Source organism: Chenggangzhangella methanolivorans (assembly GCF_042648545.1).
Lineage (GTDB): Bacteria > Pseudomonadota > Alphaproteobacteria > Rhizobiales > Methylopilaceae > Methylopila > Methylopila methanolivorans.
The window spans coordinates 277,907-293,964 of record NZ_JBHRXS010000004.1 but is presented as its reverse complement, the minus strand read 5'-3'; the positions used below and the strand labels follow the sequence as shown (position 1 = coordinate 293,964).

Sequence of the window (16,058 nt, the reverse complement as noted above, 5' to 3'; positions counted from 1 at the left end):
CGGCCGGGGCGCGCATGTGGCGCGGCGATCAAATGAATGGGTGTTCATGTCCGCCGTTAAAACGCCACGTCGCCGCCGCTTGTTCCCATCTTTTTGCACTGCGGCGCCATATGGCGCTTCAAACGGCCGGGACCAGTGCGGCGATGGCGCCTTCGAGCTCGTCGAAGTGGTCGATGACGACGTCGCCGCCGAGTTCGTGCGGGGGCGTGACGGTGTAGCCGAAGCTCATCACGACCACGGGAACGCCCGCGTTCTTCGCCGCGCCGACGTCGGTGAAGGCGTCGCCGACCATCACCGCGCGCGCGACGTCGCCGCCGGCCCGCTGGATCGCGCCGAGCAGCGACTGCGGGTCGGGCTTCGACGTCGGGAACGTGTCGCCGCCCACGATCACGTCGAACTTGTCGGTCATCTCGAGCGTGTCCAGCAGCTGGCGCGCGAGCCTCTCGACCTTGTTGGTGCAGACCGCGAGCTTGGCGCCGGACGCGCGGAGCCGGTCGAGCGCCTCGAGGCAGCCCGGATAGGGCCGGCTCTCGTCGGCGATGTGGGCGCCGTAGTGCTCGAGAAAGATCGCGTGCAGCTCGTCGACGCGGGACTTTTCGAGGCGGCGGCCGGCCGCCTCCAGCCCGCGCTCGACCAGCGCCCGCGCGCCCGCGCCGATGAGGTCGCGGCCCTGCTCGTAGGGCAGCGGCGGCGCGCCGTCGGCCGCGAGCGACACGGTGAGCGCCGCGATCAGGTCCGGCGCGGTCTCGACGAGGGTGCCGTCGAGATCGAACACGACGGTGAGCGGAATGTCGTTGGTCATGAGGCTCGGGGGGATGGCTTGGAAGGGGGCGATGTCGCCCCGGCATAGGCCTGCTAGGCTCCGCCCCGTCAACCGCCGCGATTCGACGCGCGGCGCGAATTGCGATCCGGGAGGCCGCCATGGGAACGTTCCGGGGACTGACGTCGGGGATCGCCGCCGCACTGCTTTCCGCCTCCGTCGCCGTCGCGCAGGAGCCCGCCCCGCCCCCGCCGCAGGACTACGAGTTCCTCGCCGCGCCCCAGACCGACCTCAACCGCATGTTCCGCGTCGAGAAGACGACCGGCGAGATCGGCGTCTGCCAATACGCCGTGAAGGACGGCTCGGTCGGCGTCACGCTCTGCCTCGCGCCTGGCGAAGGCGCCGGGCCCCAGGAGCCGGGATCCTACGGCCTCGCCGCCTCCAGCCACACGCAGGAGGGCGGCGTCTATCGCGTCGAGCGCCGAACCGGCCGTATGAGCGCCTGCTACGTGCTCGGCGAACAGGTGGTCTGCACGCCGCAGGCGCGGTGAGTTCGGCCGGAGCGCCGACGGACGGCCCCGGCGCAGGAACAGCCGCCCGGTCGCCCCGGCGCGCGAACCTCCGCCCGTCATCCCGGCCGAAGAGCCGGGATCCAGAGCCGAGGCGGACCGAGAGCCAGGCGCCGGCGTCGGTTCTGGATCCCGGGTCAGGCCCGGGATGACGGCTGGCGGGTCGGGCGCTCAGCCACTGGGGCGCATGGGTCGCCCCGGCCATCCCCGGCGCAGGAACAGCCCCGGTCGCCCCCCGCGCGAGAACCTCCGCCCGTCATCCCGGCCGAAGAGCCGGGATCCAGAACCGAGGCGGACCGGGAGCCAGGCGCCGGCGTCGGCTCTGGATCCCGGGTCAGGCCCGGGATGACGGCTGGCGGGTCGGGCGCCCTATCACTCCGGCGCGAGGGTCGCCCCGGCCATCCCCGACGCAGGAACAGCCGCCCCGGTCGCCCCCCGCGCGCGAACCTCCGCCCATCATCCCGGCCGAAGAGCCGGGATCCAGAACCGAAGCGGACCGGGAGCCAGGCGGCGCCGGCGTCGGTTCTGGATCCCGGGTCAGGCCCGGGATGACGGCTGGCGGGTCGGGCGCTCAGCCACTCCGGCGCGAGGGTGGCCCCGGCCATCCCCGGCGCAGGAACAGCCCCCGTCGCCCCCGGCGCGCGAACCTCCGCCCGTCATCCCGGCCGAAGAGCCGGGATCAAGAACCGAGGCGGACCGAGAGCCAAGCGCCGGCGTCGGCTCTGGATCCCGGGTCAGGCCCGGGATGACGGCTGGCGGGTCGGGCGCTCTCGGGCGGCGAGACCGGGCAAAACCGTCTCCCGCGTTCTCACGTCTTGCCTCGAAGGCGGTCCCTGACCGGCCCCGGCGGCCGTCCCGGTCGACGGCGTCGACAGACCATCGGGACGCCCACCCTTTTTCCGCCTCATGAGCCTCTATAGAGTCGCGCGCGCACTCGCCCCGCCAGGAGACGTCATGAGCCACGCCGACCGCCCCCTCTTCCGCGCGACGGCGCTCGCTCTCGCCGCGGGCCTCGCGTTCGCGCCGCTTCAGCCGGCCGTCGCCCGCCCGGCGCCGGAGAGCTTCGCCGATCTCGCCGAGGGCATCATCGACAGCGTGGTCAACATCTCGACCTCGCAGAACGCGCCGGCGGCCGCCGAAAAGGCGGTGCCGAGCCCGCAGGTGCCGGAAGGCTCGCCCTTCGAGGACTTCTTCGACGAGTTCTTCAACAAGCGCGGCGACAACGGCCCGAAGCGGCCCTCGCGCAAGCAGACGTCGCTCGGCTCCGGCTTCGTGATCGACCCCAACGGCATCGTGGTGACCAACAACCACGTGATCGACGGCGCGGACGAGATCACGGTCAACTTCAACGACGGCTCGAAGCTCACCGCCGAACTCGTCGGCAAGGACCAGAAGACCGACATGGCGGTGCTGCGGGTGAAGCCGCCGAAGCCGCTCAAGGCAGTCAAGTTCGGCGACGCCGAGAAGCTGCGGGTCGGCGACTGGGTGCTCGCCATCGGCAACCCGTTCGGCCTCGGCGGGTCGGTCTCGGCCGGCATCGTCTCGGCGCGCAACCGCAACATCAATTCCGGCCCCTACGACAACTTCATCCAGACCGACGCCGCCATCAACCGCGGCAATTCGGGCGGACCGCTGTTCAACACCGACGGCGACGTCGTCGGCATCAACACCGCGATCATCTCGCCGTCGGGCGGGTCGATCGGCATCGGCTTCTCGGTGCCGTCCACGATCGCCAAGAACGTCGTCGACCAGATCCTCCAGTTCGGCGAGACGCGTCGCGGCTGGATCGGCGTGCGCATCCAGGAGGTCACCGACGACATCGCCGAGAGCCTCGGCATCAAGGGTCCGGACAAGGGCGCGCTGATCGCCGGCGTCAACGACGACGGGCCGGCGGCGAAGGCGGGCATGCAGTCCGGCGACGTGGTGCTGAAGTTCGACGGCAAGCCGGTGCGCGCGATGCGCGACCTGCCGCGGATCGTCGCCGACACCGTGATCGACCGCGAGGTCGAGGTCACGGTGTGGCGCAAGGACAAGGAAGTGACGCTGAAGCTGAAGGTCGGCCGCCTCGAGGAAACCGATCCGAAGCAGGCCGCGCTCAAGGCGCCCTCGCCCGCCGAGGAGCCGAAGACGGGCGCGGCGCTCGGCCTGTCCTTCACGGCGATCACCGACGAGCTGCGGCTGAAGTTCAGCCTCAAGCCCGACGCCAAGGGCCTCGTCATCACCAAGGTCGATCCCGGCTCGAAGGCGCAGGAGAACCAGATCCAGGAAGGCGACCTGCTGGTCGAGGTCGCGCAGGAGACGGTGGAGAAGCCGGCCGACGTGACCAAGCGCCTCGACGCGCTCAAGAAGGAAGGCAAAAAGACCGCGCTGCTGCTGCTCTCCGGCAAGCAGGGCGACGTGCGGTTCGTCGCGCTGTCGATCGAATAGGCCTTACAGTCTCACGGCCTCGTTGAGGCGGCGGAGCTCGTCCTCGACGAGCTTCATCACGGTCTCGCCCGCCGAGGCGAGGCCGTTCATCTCCTGCGCCACCACGTTGAAGCCAAGGCCGTGCTCGGCCGCGCGCGCGGCTTCGATGCGCGCGTTGAGCGCGAGCAGGCGCAGCGTCTTCAGCGTCTTGAAGATCTCGCCGATCGACTCGTTGATCTGCCGGACCGAGTCGCGGCCCTGCTCGAGCTTCTTGGCGAGCCCCGTCAGCCGGCCGGACTCGAGGATGATGCCGTCGAGATAGCGCGCGACGCCGGTCTCCGGATCGGGATCGCAGCCGCCGCCGGTCTCGTGGACGTAGCGCCAGCCGCCGTCCGGCGCTTTCAGACGGTAGGCGACCTGCCAGCGCCCGCCGGTCTCGAGCGCCTTGGCGACCGCGTCGTTGACGAGATCGAGGTCCTCGGGATGGATCAGAGCGCTGAAGGAGCTGCGCTTGCGCACGAAGGCCTCGGCGTCGAGCCCTGTGAGCTCCTCGAAACCGGACGAGACCCACACCATGGCGTAGTCGTCGCGGTTCAGGCCCCGATAGAGAAAGCCGTCGATGCGGCCGCCGATGCTGAGCGTGTAGTCGGCGAGATCGATCGTCGCTGCGTCTGCGCTCGCCATCACGCCCCCCTGGCGCTGCATGAACCGGATCAGCCGTACGGATCCGACCGGGACAGTGATCACGGCGCAGGCTTAACGACGAATTACTTTCTCGTAAAAATAACGCAACGCGTCCGACAAGAATTTCGGGACGATCGATGCTTGGGCGCCCTGGCAAATATTCAAGCAACGCGATCCGATCAAAGTCGCGTCGCCTGCCCTCGTCATGAGCGCGCGTGGTCAGCCGCCGACGAACTCGTCGGACCGGTATCCCTGCAGAAACAGGAGCGCGGTCAGGTCGCCATGGTCGATGCGGACATGGGCGGCCTGCGCCACCGCGGGCTTGGCCCGATAGGCGACGCCAAGGCCCGCAGCGCCGAGCATCGCGAGATCGTTCGCGCCGTCGCCGACCGCAAGCGTCTCCGCCGTCTTCAGCCCGCGGCTCGCCATCAGGTCGTTGAGCGCCGCGAGCTTGGCCTCCTTGCCGAGGATCGGCTCGGCGACCTTGCCCGTGAGCTTGCCGGCCTCTTCAAGAAGCGTGTTGGAGCGATGCTCGTGGAAGCCGAGCGTCGCCGCGATCGCGCCCGTGAAAGCCGTGAAGCCGCCCGAGACCAGCGCCGCATAGGCCCCGTCGGCGCGCATGGTCGCCAGCAGCGTCTTGGCGCCGGGCATCAGCGTGATGCGGTTGGCGAGCACGCGCGACACGGTCTCGGCCGCCGGCAGGCCTTCGAGCAGCGCCACACGCTCGCGCAGCGCCGGTTCGAAGGCGATCTCGCCGTTCATCGCCCGCTCGGTGATAGCCGAGACCTGCGCCTTCAGCCCGAGCACGCCTGCAAGCTCGTCGAGGCATTCCTGCTCGATCATGGTGGAGTCCATGTCGGCGATGAGCAGCCGCTTGCGCCGCACTTCGACGGGGACGACCGCGACGTCGATCGGCGCGCCGCCGAGCGCCTCGACGAGCCTCGCGCGGACGTCCCCGGGATCGCAGCGCGAGACCTCGAACTCCGCCGCGACGCCGTCGGCGAGCACGCGCGCCTTCGCGCCCGAAAGGGCGGCGGAGACGCAAGCGAGCGCGCGTTCGTCCACCGCCGGCCGCGCGGGGTTCGAAATCAGCACGGCGGCGAAGGACTGGCTCATCGAAAGAACGGCTCCGGGTTCCGGGGCCTCGTCTATAAGGACCGCGACGCCCGCCGCAACCTTGGGCGATGAGCTGAGATGCATGGCCGCTGAGCCGCCGATCCGCGCCGTCCTGATCGCCGGCCCGACCGCCTCGGGCAAGTCGGCGCTCGCGCTCGCTTTGGCGGAGCGCTGCGGCGGCGTGGTGGCGAACGCCGACGCGAGCCAGGTCTATGCGGACCTGCGGGTGCTCTCCGCCCGCCCCAGCGAAGCCGACGAGGCCCGCGCGCCCCATGCGCTCTACGGCCATGTGGACGCAGCCGAGGCCTATGCGGTCGGCCGCTATCTCGACGACGTCCACAGGGTTATCAACAGGTTAAGCGCTGGTTTTGAGCCGGGTTCTCAACAGGCCGTCGAACCCGGCCGCGTCCCGATTTTCGTTGGCGGCACTGGGCTTTATCTCGAAGCGCTGACCGCGGGGCTCGCGGCCGTCCCCGCCATTCCCGACGAGGTGCGCGTGCGCTGGCGGTCCTTCGGTCCGGCGGCCGAGCTCCACGCCGAACTCGCCCGCCGGGACCCCGAAATGGCGGCGCGGCTGAGGCCCACCGACCCGCAGCGCCTCATCCGCGCTCTGGAGGTGCTGGAGGCGACCGGCCGCTCGCTCGCGCGCTGGCAGGAGGAAGCGACGCGCGGGCCGCTCGACCCCGCCGAGACGCTGCGCATCGCGCTCGCGCCCGACCGCGCGATTTTGAGGGAGCGCATCGCCGCGCGGCTCGACGGCATGGCGCGCGACGGCGCGGTCGAGGAGGCGGCGAAGCTCGACGCCCGCAGTCTCGACCCAGCGCTGCCGGCGATGAAGGCGCTCGGCGTTCGCCCGCTCGCCGCTCATGCCCGCGGCGAGATCAGCCTCGACGAGGCGCTGGAGCGCACCCGCCTCGACACCGGCCGCTACGCCAAGCGCCAGTCGACCTGGTTCCGGAACCGGATGCCGGGCTGGCTCCAGGCCGCGCCGGACGAGGCGCTGGAGCTGGCGATTCGAGAAATCGGGCGGCGGGGAACCGCGCCGCCGCCCTTGTCCCGGACTTGATCCGGGACCCAGAACCGGCACGGTTCAGAGGAGAAGCGGCGCGCGTTCTGCAACTTCCGGAAGCGGCCTCGGTTCTGGGTCCCGGATCAAGTCCGGGAAAAGAACCCTACGCCGCCGCTTTCTTGCGCCGGGCCTCTTCCGCCTCGGCGCAGGCGAGCGCCATGCAGACGGCGATGATCTCCGAGGCGACCTTCACGTCGGCGAGCGTCGGGAAGGACGGCGCCAGCCGCAGGTTCGAGTCCTGCGGATCCTTGCCATACGGGTACGTCGCGCCGGCCGGCGTCAGCGCGAGCCCCGCCTCCTTGGCGAGCGCGACGGTCCGCGAGGCCGCGCCCGGCGCGAGGTCGACCGAGACGAAGTAGCCGCCCGCAGGCGTGATCCAGGTCGCAGCGCCGAGGCCGCCGAGCCGCGCCTGAAGCGCGTCCGTCACCGCCTTGAACTTCGGAGCGAGCGAGCCGCGGTGCTTGTCCATATGGGCGGCGAGGCCCGCCTCGTCCTTCAGGAAGCGCACGTGACGCAGCTGGTTCAGCTTGTCCGGGCCGATGGTCTGTTTGCCGGCGCGGGCCTGCTGCCACTTCACGTTGGCCTCCGACGAGGCGAAGAAGGCGAGGCCTGCGCCCGCCACCGTCATCTTGGAGGTCGAGGCGAACACGAAGGCCCGGTCCGGATGGCCGGCCGCGGCGCATTCGTCGAGAATGTTGAGGATCTCGGCCTTGGCGTCCGTCAGGTGATGGACCGCATAGGCGTTGTCCCAAAACAGGCGGAAGTCCGGCGCAGCCGTCTCCATCTTCGCGAGGCGCCGCACGGTCTCGTCCGAATAGGTCTCGGCCGTCGGGTTCGAATATTTCGGCACGCACCACATGCCCTTCACGGCCGGGTCGCGCACGAGCTCCTCGACCTGGTCCATGTCCGGGCCTTCGCCCGTGAGCCGCACCGGGATCATCCTGATCCCGAATTCCTCGCAGATCGCGAAATGGCGGTCGTAGCCGGGCGCCGGGCAGAGGAAGACGATCTCCTCTTCCTTGCTCCACGGCCGCGCGGAGCCCGGCACGCCCTTCAGCAGCGCCCAGACGATGACGTCGTGCATCATGGCGAGGCTGGCGTTGCCGCCCACCACGACCCGCTCGGCCGGCGCGCCCATGGTGCCGGCGAAGAGCTTTCTGGTCTCCGCCAGCCCCTGAAGGTTGCCGTAGTTGCGGGCGTCTTCATTGGCCTCGGAGGTGTGGTCGCGGTTGCCGGGCAGCGCCAGCATGCCCTCGGCGAAGACGAGCTGCTCGGGCGAGGGCTTGCCGCGGGTCATGTCGAGTTTCAGGCCGCGCGCCTTGAACGCGTCGAGATCGGCGCGGGTCTTGGCGAGAAAGGCTTCGAGGTCGGCGGCGGAGAGATCGGCGAGAGCGGCGGTCACGGGAAGGATCCTCAGGCGGGAGGCGGTCGAACGGGCGCGTTCTACGCCTCATGCGCGCGGCATGCCAGAGGAAGAGAGGCAGGACTGGCGCGACGCTTCCGCCCCCTCTCCCGCTTGCGGGAGAGGGTAAGGGTGAGGGCCGTCGGCGCCGACGCCTCGAAAAGAAAGCTCGCCCGACGGACGGGTCCATGCCGGAAAGACCTTCGCCACTTCCCCTCATCCTTACCTTCTCCCGCAAGCGGGAGAAGGGGCGGCCTACGTCGCGCCTTACTCGCCGACCCGCGCCAGCCACTCGTCCTCGGTCAGCGTCTCGATCCCGAGCTCCTTGGCCTTCTCGAGCTTGGAGCCTGCGCCCGGGCCCGCCACCACGAGGTCGGTCTTCTTCGACACCGAGCCCGAGACCTTCGCGCCCAGCCGCTCGGCCATCGCCTTGGCTTCGTCGCGCGTCATCTTCTCGAGCGCGCCGGTGAACACCACGGTGAGCCCAGAGACCGGAGAGCTTTCCGCCCTCGCCTCCATGGCCGAGGGCGTCGCCTCGGCGAGCAGCGCGTCGAGCGGCGGGTCGTTCTTGGGTTCGCGGAAGAACTCCACCACGGCCTTGGCCACCACGGCGCCGATGCCGTCGATGTCGACGATCTCGCGCCAGGCCTCGTCGCCCTTGTCGCCCCGTTCGCCGCTCGGCGACGTCGCGGCCTTCGCCGCCTCGCGCAAGGCGTCGATGGTCGCGAAATGGCGCATCAGGCGCTTGGCGTTGGTCTCGCCGACATGGCGGATTCCGAGCCCGTACAGCAGCCGGTCGACGGTCTGCGACTTCGCCGCCTCGATCGCCGCATAGAGGTTCCTGGCCGAGGTCTCGCCCCAGCCTTCGCGGTTCTTCAGCGCGGTGAGCCGACCTTCGGTCTTCTCGCGCTTCTCCAGGGTGAAGATGTCCGCCGGCTCGCGGATCTCGCCCCACTCGTAGAAGGCCTCGATCTGCTTCTCGCCGAGCCCCTCAATGTCCATCGCGCCGCGCGAGACGAAATGGCGGAGCCGCTCCACCGCCTGCGCGCGGCAGGTGAGGCCGCCGGTGCAGCGCCAGACCACCTCCCCCTCATCGCGCGCCGCGTGGCTGCCGCAGACGGGACAGACATGGGGGAACTCAAACGCCGGGCCCCTGCCCTTCCGGTCAGCGTCGGTCACCCGCACCACCTGCGGGATGACGTCGCCGGCGCGCTGCACCACGACCGTGTCGCCGACGCGGACGTCCTTGCGGGCGATCTCGTCCTCGTTGTGAAGCGTGGCGTTCGACACCACGACGCCGCCGACCGTAACGGGCTTGAGCTTGGCGACCGGCGTCAGCGAACCGGTGCGGCCCACCTGGATGTCGATCGCCTCGAGCACGGTGGTCGCCTGCTCGGCCGGGAACTTGTGGGCGATGGCCCAGCGGGGCGAGCGCGACACGAAGCCGAGCCGCCGCTGAAGGTCGAGCCGGTCCACCTTGTAGACCACGCCGTCGATGTCGTAGCCGAGCGTGGCGCGCTTCTCCTCGATCGCGCGGTAATGCGCCAGAAGCTCGTCGGTCGTCGCGCAGACCGTCATCTCGTCATTGACGGCGAAGCCCCAGCGGCCGAGGTTTTTCACCATGCCCGACTGGGTCTCGGCCGGAACCTCGCTCGCCTCGCCCCAGGCATAGGCGAAGAAGCGCAGCGGCCGCGCGGCGGTGTTCTTCGGATCGATCTGCCGGAGGCTCCCGGCCGCCGCGTTGCGCGGATTGGCGAAGACCGGCTTGCCGGCCTCGACCTGCCGTTCGTTCAGCGCACGGAAGTCGGCGTGCGACATGTAGACCTCGCCGCGCACCTCGATCACCGCGGGGACGTCCTTGCCCTTCAGGCGTTCGGGCACGTCCGCGATGGTGCGCAGGTTCTGCGTCACGTCCTCGCCCACGGCGCCGTCGCCGCGGGTCGCTCCGCGGACGAAGACGCCGTCCTCGTAGCGCAGGGAGGCCGAGAGTCCGTCGATCTTGGGCTCGGCCGAGATCGCGAGCGCCTCCTCGGGCGGCATCTGCAGGAAGCGGCGGATGCGGGCGGCGAACTCCGCCACGTCCTCGTCCTTGAAGGCGTTGCCGAGCGAGAGCATCGGCACGGCATGCCGAACCTTGGCGAACGCCTCCGAGGGCGCCGCGCCGACGGTCTGGCTCGGGCTGTCGGCCGTGACGAGGTCGGGAAACGCGGCCTCGAGCGCGTTCAGCTTCTGGCGAAGCGCGTCGTAGTCGGCGTCCGAGACGATCGGCGCGTCGTCCTGATAGTAGCGCCGGTCATGCGCGCGGATCTCGTCGGCGAGCTTGGCGTGTTCGGCGGCCGCGTCGGGCAGCGAGGGCGGGAGTTCGCCGCCGTCCTTGTCTGTCGTGGCCATCTCAGATCGCCCTTGGGTTCCAGCGTGGCGGAGACCGACTGCGTGCTTCGAGACGCCGTCCTCACGAACGGCTCCTCAGCATGAGGAGGTCGAGGGTGGCAAGCTCAAACGGACCTCATGCCGAGGAGCCTTCGCGCTAGCGAAGGCGTCCGAAGCACGCAGTCCGTCTCCGCCCCGGTCACGCCGCCCTTCCAGCAGCCGGGTGGGCGCCGCCCTGGCCTCCTCGGTCGCCGAGACGCCGCCCTGCGGTCTCCTCGGCATGAGGACCGTTGAAAAAGCGAAAACGATCCTCATGCTGAGGAGCCTTCGCGCCAGCGAAGGCGTCTCGAAGCACGCAGTCCGTCTCCGCCCCGGTCACGCCGCCCCTTCCAGCAGCCGGGCCGCCGCAGCCCTCGCCTCTTCGGTCACCGAGGCGCCGGCCAGCATGCGGGCGATCTCCTCCTTGCGCTCGGGACGCTCCAGCCCCGCGACCCGCGTCACGACCCGCGTTTCGCCGGGCGCCTGCGCCTTCGAGATGAGGAAGTGCGAACCCGCCCGCGCCGCGACCTGCGGGGCGTGGGTCACCGACAGCACCTGCACGGTGCGCGCCAGTCTGGCGAGGCGGGCCCCGATCGCGTCCGCCACCGCGCCGCCGACGCCGGTGTCGATCTCGTCGAAGACCAGCGTCGGGGCCGAGCCGCGGTCGGCGAGCGCGACCTTCAGCGCCAGCATGAAGCGCGAAAGCTCGCCGCCCGAGGCGATCTTGGCCAGGGGCCCGGCGCGCGTGCCGGGATTGGTCTGGACCCAGAACTCCACGCGATCCACGCCCTCGGGACCGGCCGTGTCGGGCTCGACCTCGGTAGTGAAACGGGCGCGTTCGAGCTTGAGGTCTGGCAGCTCCGCCATCACCGCCGCGTCGAGGGTGGCCGCGACCTTGCGCCGTGCGGCGCTCAGGCGTTCGGCGGCGGCGGCGTAGGCGTGGCGCGCCGCCTCAGCCTCCGCGCCGAGCGCCGCCAGCCGCGCCTCGCCGGCGTCGATCTCGGCGAGATCGTGCTTGTATTTCTTGGCGAGCGCCGCAAGCTGGTCGGCCGGCACGCCGTACTTCCGGCTCGCGGCCCGAAGCGCGAACAGTCGCTCCTCCAGCCGCTCCAATTCCCGGGGGTCGAAGGCGGTGGCCTCGAGCGCGGCCTTGATATGCTGCTCGCCCTCGTCGAGCGCGACGAGGGCCGCGTCGAGCGCCTTGATGGCGGGCTCGACGAGTTCCGGCGACGCCGCCGCGCGCCGCTCCAGCCGCCGGATCGCGTTGGCGATCGCGGAAGCGGGCCCTGCGCCGCCGGTCACGGCCTCATAGGCCTCGTTGAGGTCCTCCGCCGCCTTCTCGGAGCGCATCATCGCGGCGCGACGGTCGGCGAGCTGCTCCTCCTCGCCATATTCGGGCGCAAGCGCGGAAAGCTCTTCGCTCGCATGCTTCAGGTAGTCGGCCTCGCGCCGCGCCGCCTCGACCCGTTCGGCATGCTGGCCAAGCGCTTTCTCGGCGGCGCGCCGCGCGGTCCAGGCGCTGCGGACCGCCTCGGCCTCCTGGCCGAGCCCGCCATAAGCGTCGAGCAAAGCGCGGTGGGCGGCCGGGTCGACGAGCGCGCGATCGTCGTGCTGGCCGTGGATCTCGACCAGCAGCGCGCCGAGGCTCTTCAGCGTCTGGACGCTCACCGGCTGGTCGTTGGCGAAGGCGCGGGTGCGCCCGTCGCGGGCCTGCACGCGGCGCAGAATCACGTCGCCGTCGTCGTCGATGTCCTGCGCCTTGAGCAGCGCGCGCGCCGGGTGGCCGGGGGCGAGATCGAAGGCCGCGGTCACCTGGCCTTGGGCTTCGCCCTCGCGGACGAGCCCGCCGTCGCCGCGCCCGCCGAGCGCGAGCGAGACCGCGTCCAGCACGATCGACTTGCCTGCGCCGGTCTCGCCCGTGAGCACCGACAGGCCGCCCTCGAAATCGAGTTCCAGCCGGTCGATCAGCACGATGTCGCGGATCGAGAGCCTTGCGAGCACGGACGATCCCGCGGGAGGGGTTTTGGGGTCAGGCCGGCGGGTTCGCGGCCGCGGTCTTGTTGCCGCCGCCGAACGCGCGGCTGATCCAGCTGTCGTTGTTCTGCTGGGGCTGCAGGCCGGAGCCGTTCAGCAGCGCGTAGCTCTGCTTGTACCAGTCGCCGTCCGGATAGTTGTGGCCGAGGATCGCGGCCGCGGTCTGCGCCTCGCCGACGATGCCGAGCGAGAGATACGCCTCGACCAGACGGTGAAGCGCCTCCTCGATGTGACGGGTCTGCTGGTACTGGCTGACGACGACGCGGAAGCGGTTGATCGCGCCGGTGTAGTCCTTGCGCGCGAGATAGAAGCGGCCGACCTGCATCTCCTTGCCGGCGAGCTGGTCGCGGGCGACGGAGGCGCGGCGCTTGGCGGGCTCGGCGTATTCGCTCTGCGGCCAGCGGCGCACGAGCTCGTCGAAAGCGGCGATCGCGCGCGTCGTGCGCTCCTGGTCGCGGCTCACGTCCGGCACCTGGTTGTAGTAGCTCATGCCGACGAGATACTGGGCGTAGGCCGCGTCCGGGCTCGTCGGATGCAGCTGGACGTAGCGATTGCCGTTGGTGATGGCCTCTTGATACTTGCCGTCGCGATAGGCGACGTAAGTGGTCATCAGCACCGACTTGCGGCCCCAGTCCGTGTACGGATGCTGGCGGTCGACCTCGGCGAATTTCTTCTTGGCGGCGTCATAGTCGCCGGTGTTCAGGCCGCTGAGGCCTTCGTTGTAGAGCTTGTCGGCTGGTTCGTCCGGCGCGAGCTCTTCCTTCTTGTCCTCGAACATCGAGCAGCCGGCGATCGGCAGCGCGAGCGCGACGAGAAGAGCGTTGCGGATCATCCGGCGCCCCCGCGCGGACGAAGCAGTAGACGGACGCACGGCCATCGAAGCCTCTTTCACAAACAGACGGATTCGGCCCCCGGGACCGGCCCGCGCCTTGACGCGGAACCCGACGCACCATGCTGGCGACGGGCGGGATGTCTATAGCCGAAACTCATCTCCGACGCACGCGCGGCTTTTTTGAGACAGGGGATGGAGGGCTCGGCGGCCATGATCCTGCTCCGCTTGCGGAGGAGGGGGACCATGCGCAGCATGGTGGAGGAGACCGCCGCGACGGACCGACAATGCGCGCCCCAAAACGGACGTTCGGGATCGCGCGAAATCTGCGCAAGAAGTTGAGCTTGCCGGAAGCCGTGCTTTGGCGAGCGCTTCGACGCGACCAGCTTCAGGGTCTACGCTTCCGACGTCAGCATCCCATCGGTCCGTTCGTCCTCGACTTCTATTGCCCCTCCGCGCGACTCGCCATCGAGGTCGATGGAGCGGTCCACGATTTCGCAGAGCGACTTGTCCGCGACGAGCGTCGTGACGCTTTGCTCGCCGAGCGCGGGATTCGCACGCTGCGCTTCGCGGCGCGGGACGTCCTGAACGACGAGGGCCTCGAAGGCGTCCTGCTCATGATCGCGGACGTCGCGCTCACCCCCTCGACCGCTGACGCAAGGGAGGAAGCGCGCGGAGGCGACGGCGCCTCTTGATCCTCCTCTGCGACGCGGAGGAGGGGGACCGTGGGCGAAGCCCATGGTGGAGGAGGCCGGCGCTACCCTTTTCAACGGGAAGCAGCCCCGAGATCGTCTCGGCGGCGAAGAAGGGGCCGGAAATCTCAAGCTCGTCGTTTCCGGCGCCGCGACCATGCCGCGCGTCGCGCTCGCCCCCTCCACCACCCTGCGGGTGGTCCCCCTCCCCCGCTGACGCAGGGGAGGATCCGAGCGCGAGAGGCAGCGCATAATCGTCAAGCGCTTCCCCAAACGAAAACGGCCCGGACGTCTCCGCCCGGGCCGCTTGGTCGTTCACCTTAAGTCCAGCGCCTCAGTTCGCCTGACGGCGAAGGAAGGCCGGGATCTCGAGCTGGTCGTCCTCGAGGCCGCGGGGATGCTGCGGAGCCGGGGCGCGGCCGTGGGCGTCAAGGTTGCCCTGGGCCGGGCGGCCCATCGGGGGCTGCGCCGGGCGGCGGGCGTAGTCGCTCTGCGGGGCCGGAGCCTGCATGCGCGGAGCCGGCTGCGGAGCGGGCTGATAGGCCTGCTGCGGGGCGTGGTGATGGCCCTCGTCCTCCTGGCCGCGGCCGAGGCCGTTGGCGAGGCGCTGGAGCAGCGTCATGCGCTTCTTGTCCGGCTGGCCGGCGACTTCCGCGTGATGGTTCGCGCGGATCTGCGCCTGGGCCGGCATCGGCAGGTCCTCGATCCGCGGCATGCGCGGACCGCGCGCCGGGGCGCGCTCGGCGTGCGGCGGGATGAAGGGCGCCTCATGGGCGCTCTCCTCAACGTACTGCTCCTCGGCGTGGTGCTCCGGCTCGGCGACCTGCGCGCGCGGCGCGGCCGGACGGATGGTGACGTCCTCGATCGCCGCCACGACCTGTGCGTCGTAGTGGTTCTCGACCTCGGCCGCCTGCTCGACCTGCGCCTGGGCGACGGGCGCCGCCGGGCGGAAGGTCGGGAGCGGCTGCGGCTCGGGCGAGCGGTGGGCCATCGGCGCGGGCGCGGGAGCCGCCGGCTTCACGCGGCTCGCGAGCTCGGCGATGCGCTGCTCGGCCGGGGTCGGCATGCCGGCCTCGAGGATGTGGTCGATGCCGGTGGCGACGACCGACACGCGGATGATGCCTTCCAGGCTCTCGTCGAAGGTGGCGCCGAGGATGATGTTGGCCTCGGAGTCGACCTCCTCGCGGATGCGGGTCGCGGCTTCGTCGACTTCGTAGAGGGTGAGGTCGTTGCCGCCGGTGATCGAGATCAGCAGGCCGCGGGCGCCCTTCATCGAGACGTCGTCGAGCAGCGGGTTGGCGATGGCGGCTTCGGCGGCCTGCACGGCGCGCTTCTCGCCCGAGGCTTCGCCGGTGCCCATCATCGCCTTGCCCATCTCGCGCATGATCGCGCGGACGTCGGCGAAGTCGAGGTTGATGAGGCCTTCCTTGACCATCAGGTCGGTGATGCAGGCCACGCCCGAATAGAGCACCTGGTCGGCCATCGCGAAGGCGTCGGCGAAGGTGGTGCGCTCGTTGGCGACCCGGAACAGGTTCTGGTTCGGGATGACGATCAGCGTGTCGACCGCCTTCTGCAGCTCCTCGATGCCGGCTTCCGCCGTCTTCATCCGGCGCATGCCTTCGAAGTGGAACGGCTTCGTGACGACGCCGACGGTGAGGATGCCGGCTTCACGGGCCGCGCGGGCGATGACGGGCGCGGCGCCCGTGCCGGTGCCGCCGCCCATGCCGGCGGTGATGAACGCCATGTGGGCGCCCGAGAGATGGTCGCGGATCTCGTCGATGACCTCTTCGGCGGCCGCGCGGCCGACTTCCGGCTGCGAGCCGGCGCCGAGGCCCTCGGTGACCTGCACGCCCATCTGGATGATGCGCTCGGCCTTCGAGAGCGTCAGCGCCTGCGCGTCGGTGTTGGCGACCACGAAGTCGACGCCAACGAGGCCGGCGTCGATCATGTTGTTGACCGCGTTGCCGCCAGCGCCGCCGCAACCGAACACGGTGATGCGGGGCTTCAGTTCCCGGATGTCCGGCATCTTCAGGTTGATGGTCATCTCAAGCCTCTAGAATTTTCGCGCCAACCGCGAGTCGTTTCAGT

At 70.3% G+C, this 16,058-nt stretch carries 13 protein-coding genes; 5 read left to right on the top strand and 8 right to left on the bottom strand.

The features are described 5' to 3' along the window. Positions 1 to 118: 118 nt before the first annotated feature. The gene (gene gph / locus ACFOWB_RS06705) at positions 119 to 802 is read right to left on the bottom strand and encodes a phosphoglycolate phosphatase (RefSeq protein WP_261404054.1); all 684 of its coding nucleotides are present in this window, start codon (positions 800 to 802) and stop codon (positions 119 to 121) included. Positions 803 to 921: 119 nt separating this feature from the next. On the opposite strand from gph, the gene ACFOWB_RS06700 reads away from it, so the two are divergent. Both ACFOWB_RS06700 and ACFOWB_RS06695 read left to right on the top strand, forming a co-directional pair. Beyond that, entirely contained in the window at positions 922 to 1,311 is a 390-nt protein-coding gene (locus ACFOWB_RS06700; protein WP_261404055.1) for a hypothetical protein, read from the top strand. Between the two features lie 972 nt (positions 1,312 to 2,283). After that, a complete protein-coding gene (locus ACFOWB_RS06695) occupies positions 2,284 to 3,756 on the top strand; it encodes a DegQ family serine endoprotease (RefSeq protein ID WP_378146405.1) in 1,473 nt (490 codons plus the stop codon). 3 nt (positions 3,757 to 3,759) lie between these two features. On the opposite strand, the gene ACFOWB_RS06690 is transcribed toward ACFOWB_RS06695, so the two are convergent. Both ACFOWB_RS06690 and serB read right to left on the bottom strand, forming a co-directional pair. Beyond that, positions 3,760 to 4,419 (bottom strand): PAS domain-containing protein, encoded by a 660-nt coding sequence (locus ACFOWB_RS06690; RefSeq protein WP_315855137.1) that lies wholly within the window; start codon positions 4,417 to 4,419, stop codon positions 3,760 to 3,762. Between the two features lie 219 nt (positions 4,420 to 4,638). Next, on the bottom strand, positions 4,639 to 5,535 hold the full coding sequence (serB, locus tag ACFOWB_RS06685; protein WP_261404057.1) for a phosphoserine phosphatase SerB: 897 nt from the start codon (positions 5,533 to 5,535) through the stop codon (positions 4,639 to 4,641). An 82-nt stretch (positions 5,536 to 5,617) separates the two neighbouring features. Here serB and miaA point away from each other — a divergent pair, with 82 nt between their 5' ends. After that, complete coding sequence (miaA, locus tag ACFOWB_RS06680) at positions 5,618 to 6,601, top strand: tRNA (adenosine(37)-N6)-dimethylallyltransferase MiaA (RefSeq protein ID WP_261404058.1); 984 nt, start codon at positions 5,618 to 5,620, stop codon at positions 6,599 to 6,601. A 106-nt stretch (positions 6,602 to 6,707) separates the two neighbouring features. On the opposite strand, the gene ACFOWB_RS06675 is transcribed toward miaA, so the two are convergent. From ACFOWB_RS06675 to ACFOWB_RS06660, 4 genes are all read right to left on the bottom strand, one after another. Then, a complete protein-coding gene (locus ACFOWB_RS06675; RefSeq protein ID WP_261404059.1) occupies positions 6,708 to 8,006 on the bottom strand; it encodes an aminotransferase class I/II-fold pyridoxal phosphate-dependent enzyme in 1,299 nt (432 codons plus the stop codon). A gap of 267 nt (positions 8,007 to 8,273) precedes the next feature. After that, on the bottom strand, positions 8,274 to 10,397 hold the full coding sequence (gene ligA / locus ACFOWB_RS06670) for an NAD-dependent DNA ligase LigA (protein ID WP_261404060.1): 2,124 nt from the start codon (positions 10,395 to 10,397) through the stop codon (positions 8,274 to 8,276). Positions 10,398 to 10,751: 354 nt separating this feature from the next. Next, positions 10,752 to 12,416 (bottom strand): DNA repair protein RecN, encoded by a 1,665-nt coding sequence (recN, locus tag ACFOWB_RS06665; protein WP_261404061.1) that lies wholly within the window; start codon positions 12,414 to 12,416, stop codon positions 10,752 to 10,754. Positions 12,417 to 12,444: 28 nt separating this feature from the next. Then, positions 12,445 to 13,326 carry an outer membrane protein assembly factor BamD gene (locus ACFOWB_RS06660; RefSeq protein ID WP_378146401.1) on the bottom strand — a complete coding sequence of 294 codons (882 nt, stop codon included), beginning with the start codon at positions 13,324 to 13,326 and terminating at the stop codon, positions 12,445 to 12,447. Between the two features lie 74 nt (positions 13,327 to 13,400). Here ACFOWB_RS06660 and ACFOWB_RS06655 point away from each other — a divergent pair, with 74 nt between their 5' ends. Both ACFOWB_RS06655 and ACFOWB_RS06650 read left to right on the top strand, forming a co-directional pair. Further along, on the top strand, positions 13,401 to 13,973 hold the full coding sequence (locus ACFOWB_RS06655) for an endonuclease domain-containing protein (protein ID WP_378146398.1): 573 nt from the start codon (positions 13,401 to 13,403) through the stop codon (positions 13,971 to 13,973). A 43-nt stretch (positions 13,974 to 14,016) separates the two neighbouring features. Then, the gene (locus tag ACFOWB_RS06650; RefSeq protein ID WP_378146395.1) at positions 14,017 to 14,187 is read left to right on the top strand and encodes a hypothetical protein; all 171 of its coding nucleotides are present in this window, start codon (positions 14,017 to 14,019) and stop codon (positions 14,185 to 14,187) included. A gap of 117 nt (positions 14,188 to 14,304) precedes the next feature. On the opposite strand, the gene ftsZ is transcribed toward ACFOWB_RS06650, so the two are convergent. Beyond that, positions 14,305 to 16,014, bottom strand: a complete 1,710-nt coding sequence (gene ftsZ, locus ACFOWB_RS06645) for a cell division protein FtsZ (RefSeq protein WP_378146393.1) — start codon at positions 16,012 to 16,014, stop codon at positions 14,305 to 14,307. Positions 16,015 to 16,058: the final 44 nt, after the last annotated feature.

Excerpts from the sequence above, each read along its gene's own strand:
- gph (WP_261404054.1), bottom strand. The coding sequence starts at position 802 with ATGACCAACGACATTCCGCTCACCGTCGTGTTCGATCTCGACGGCACC.
- ACFOWB_RS06655 (WP_378146398.1), top strand. The coding sequence starts at position 13,401 with ATGCTGGCGACGGGCGGGATGTCTATAGCCGAAACTCATCTCCGACGC.
- miaA (WP_261404058.1), top strand. The coding sequence starts at position 5,618 with ATGGCCGCTGAGCCGCCGATCCGCGCCGTCCTGATCGCCGGCCCGACC.
- ACFOWB_RS06690 (WP_315855137.1), bottom strand. The coding sequence starts at position 4,419 with ATGGCGAGCGCAGACGCAGCGACGATCGATCTCGCCGACTACACGCTC.
- ligA (WP_261404060.1), bottom strand. The coding sequence starts at position 10,397 with ATGGCCACGACAGACAAGGACGGCGGCGAACTCCCGCCCTCGCTGCCC.
- ACFOWB_RS06700 (WP_261404055.1), top strand. The coding sequence starts at position 922 with ATGGGAACGTTCCGGGGACTGACGTCGGGGATCGCCGCCGCACTGCTT.
- ACFOWB_RS06695 (WP_378146405.1), top strand. The coding sequence starts at position 2,284 with ATGAGCCACGCCGACCGCCCCCTCTTCCGCGCGACGGCGCTCGCTCTC.
- ACFOWB_RS06650 (WP_378146395.1), top strand. The coding sequence starts at position 14,017 with ATGGTGGAGGAGGCCGGCGCTACCCTTTTCAACGGGAAGCAGCCCCGA.
- ACFOWB_RS06660 (WP_378146401.1), bottom strand. The coding sequence starts at position 13,326 with ATGGCCGTGCGTCCGTCTACTGCTTCGTCCGCGCGGGGGCGCCGGATG.
- serB (WP_261404057.1), bottom strand. The coding sequence starts at position 5,535 with ATGAGCCAGTCCTTCGCCGCCGTGCTGATTTCGAACCCCGCGCGGCCG.
- ftsZ (WP_378146393.1), bottom strand. The coding sequence starts at position 16,014 with ATGACCATCAACCTGAAGATGCCGGACATCCGGGAACTGAAGCCCCGC.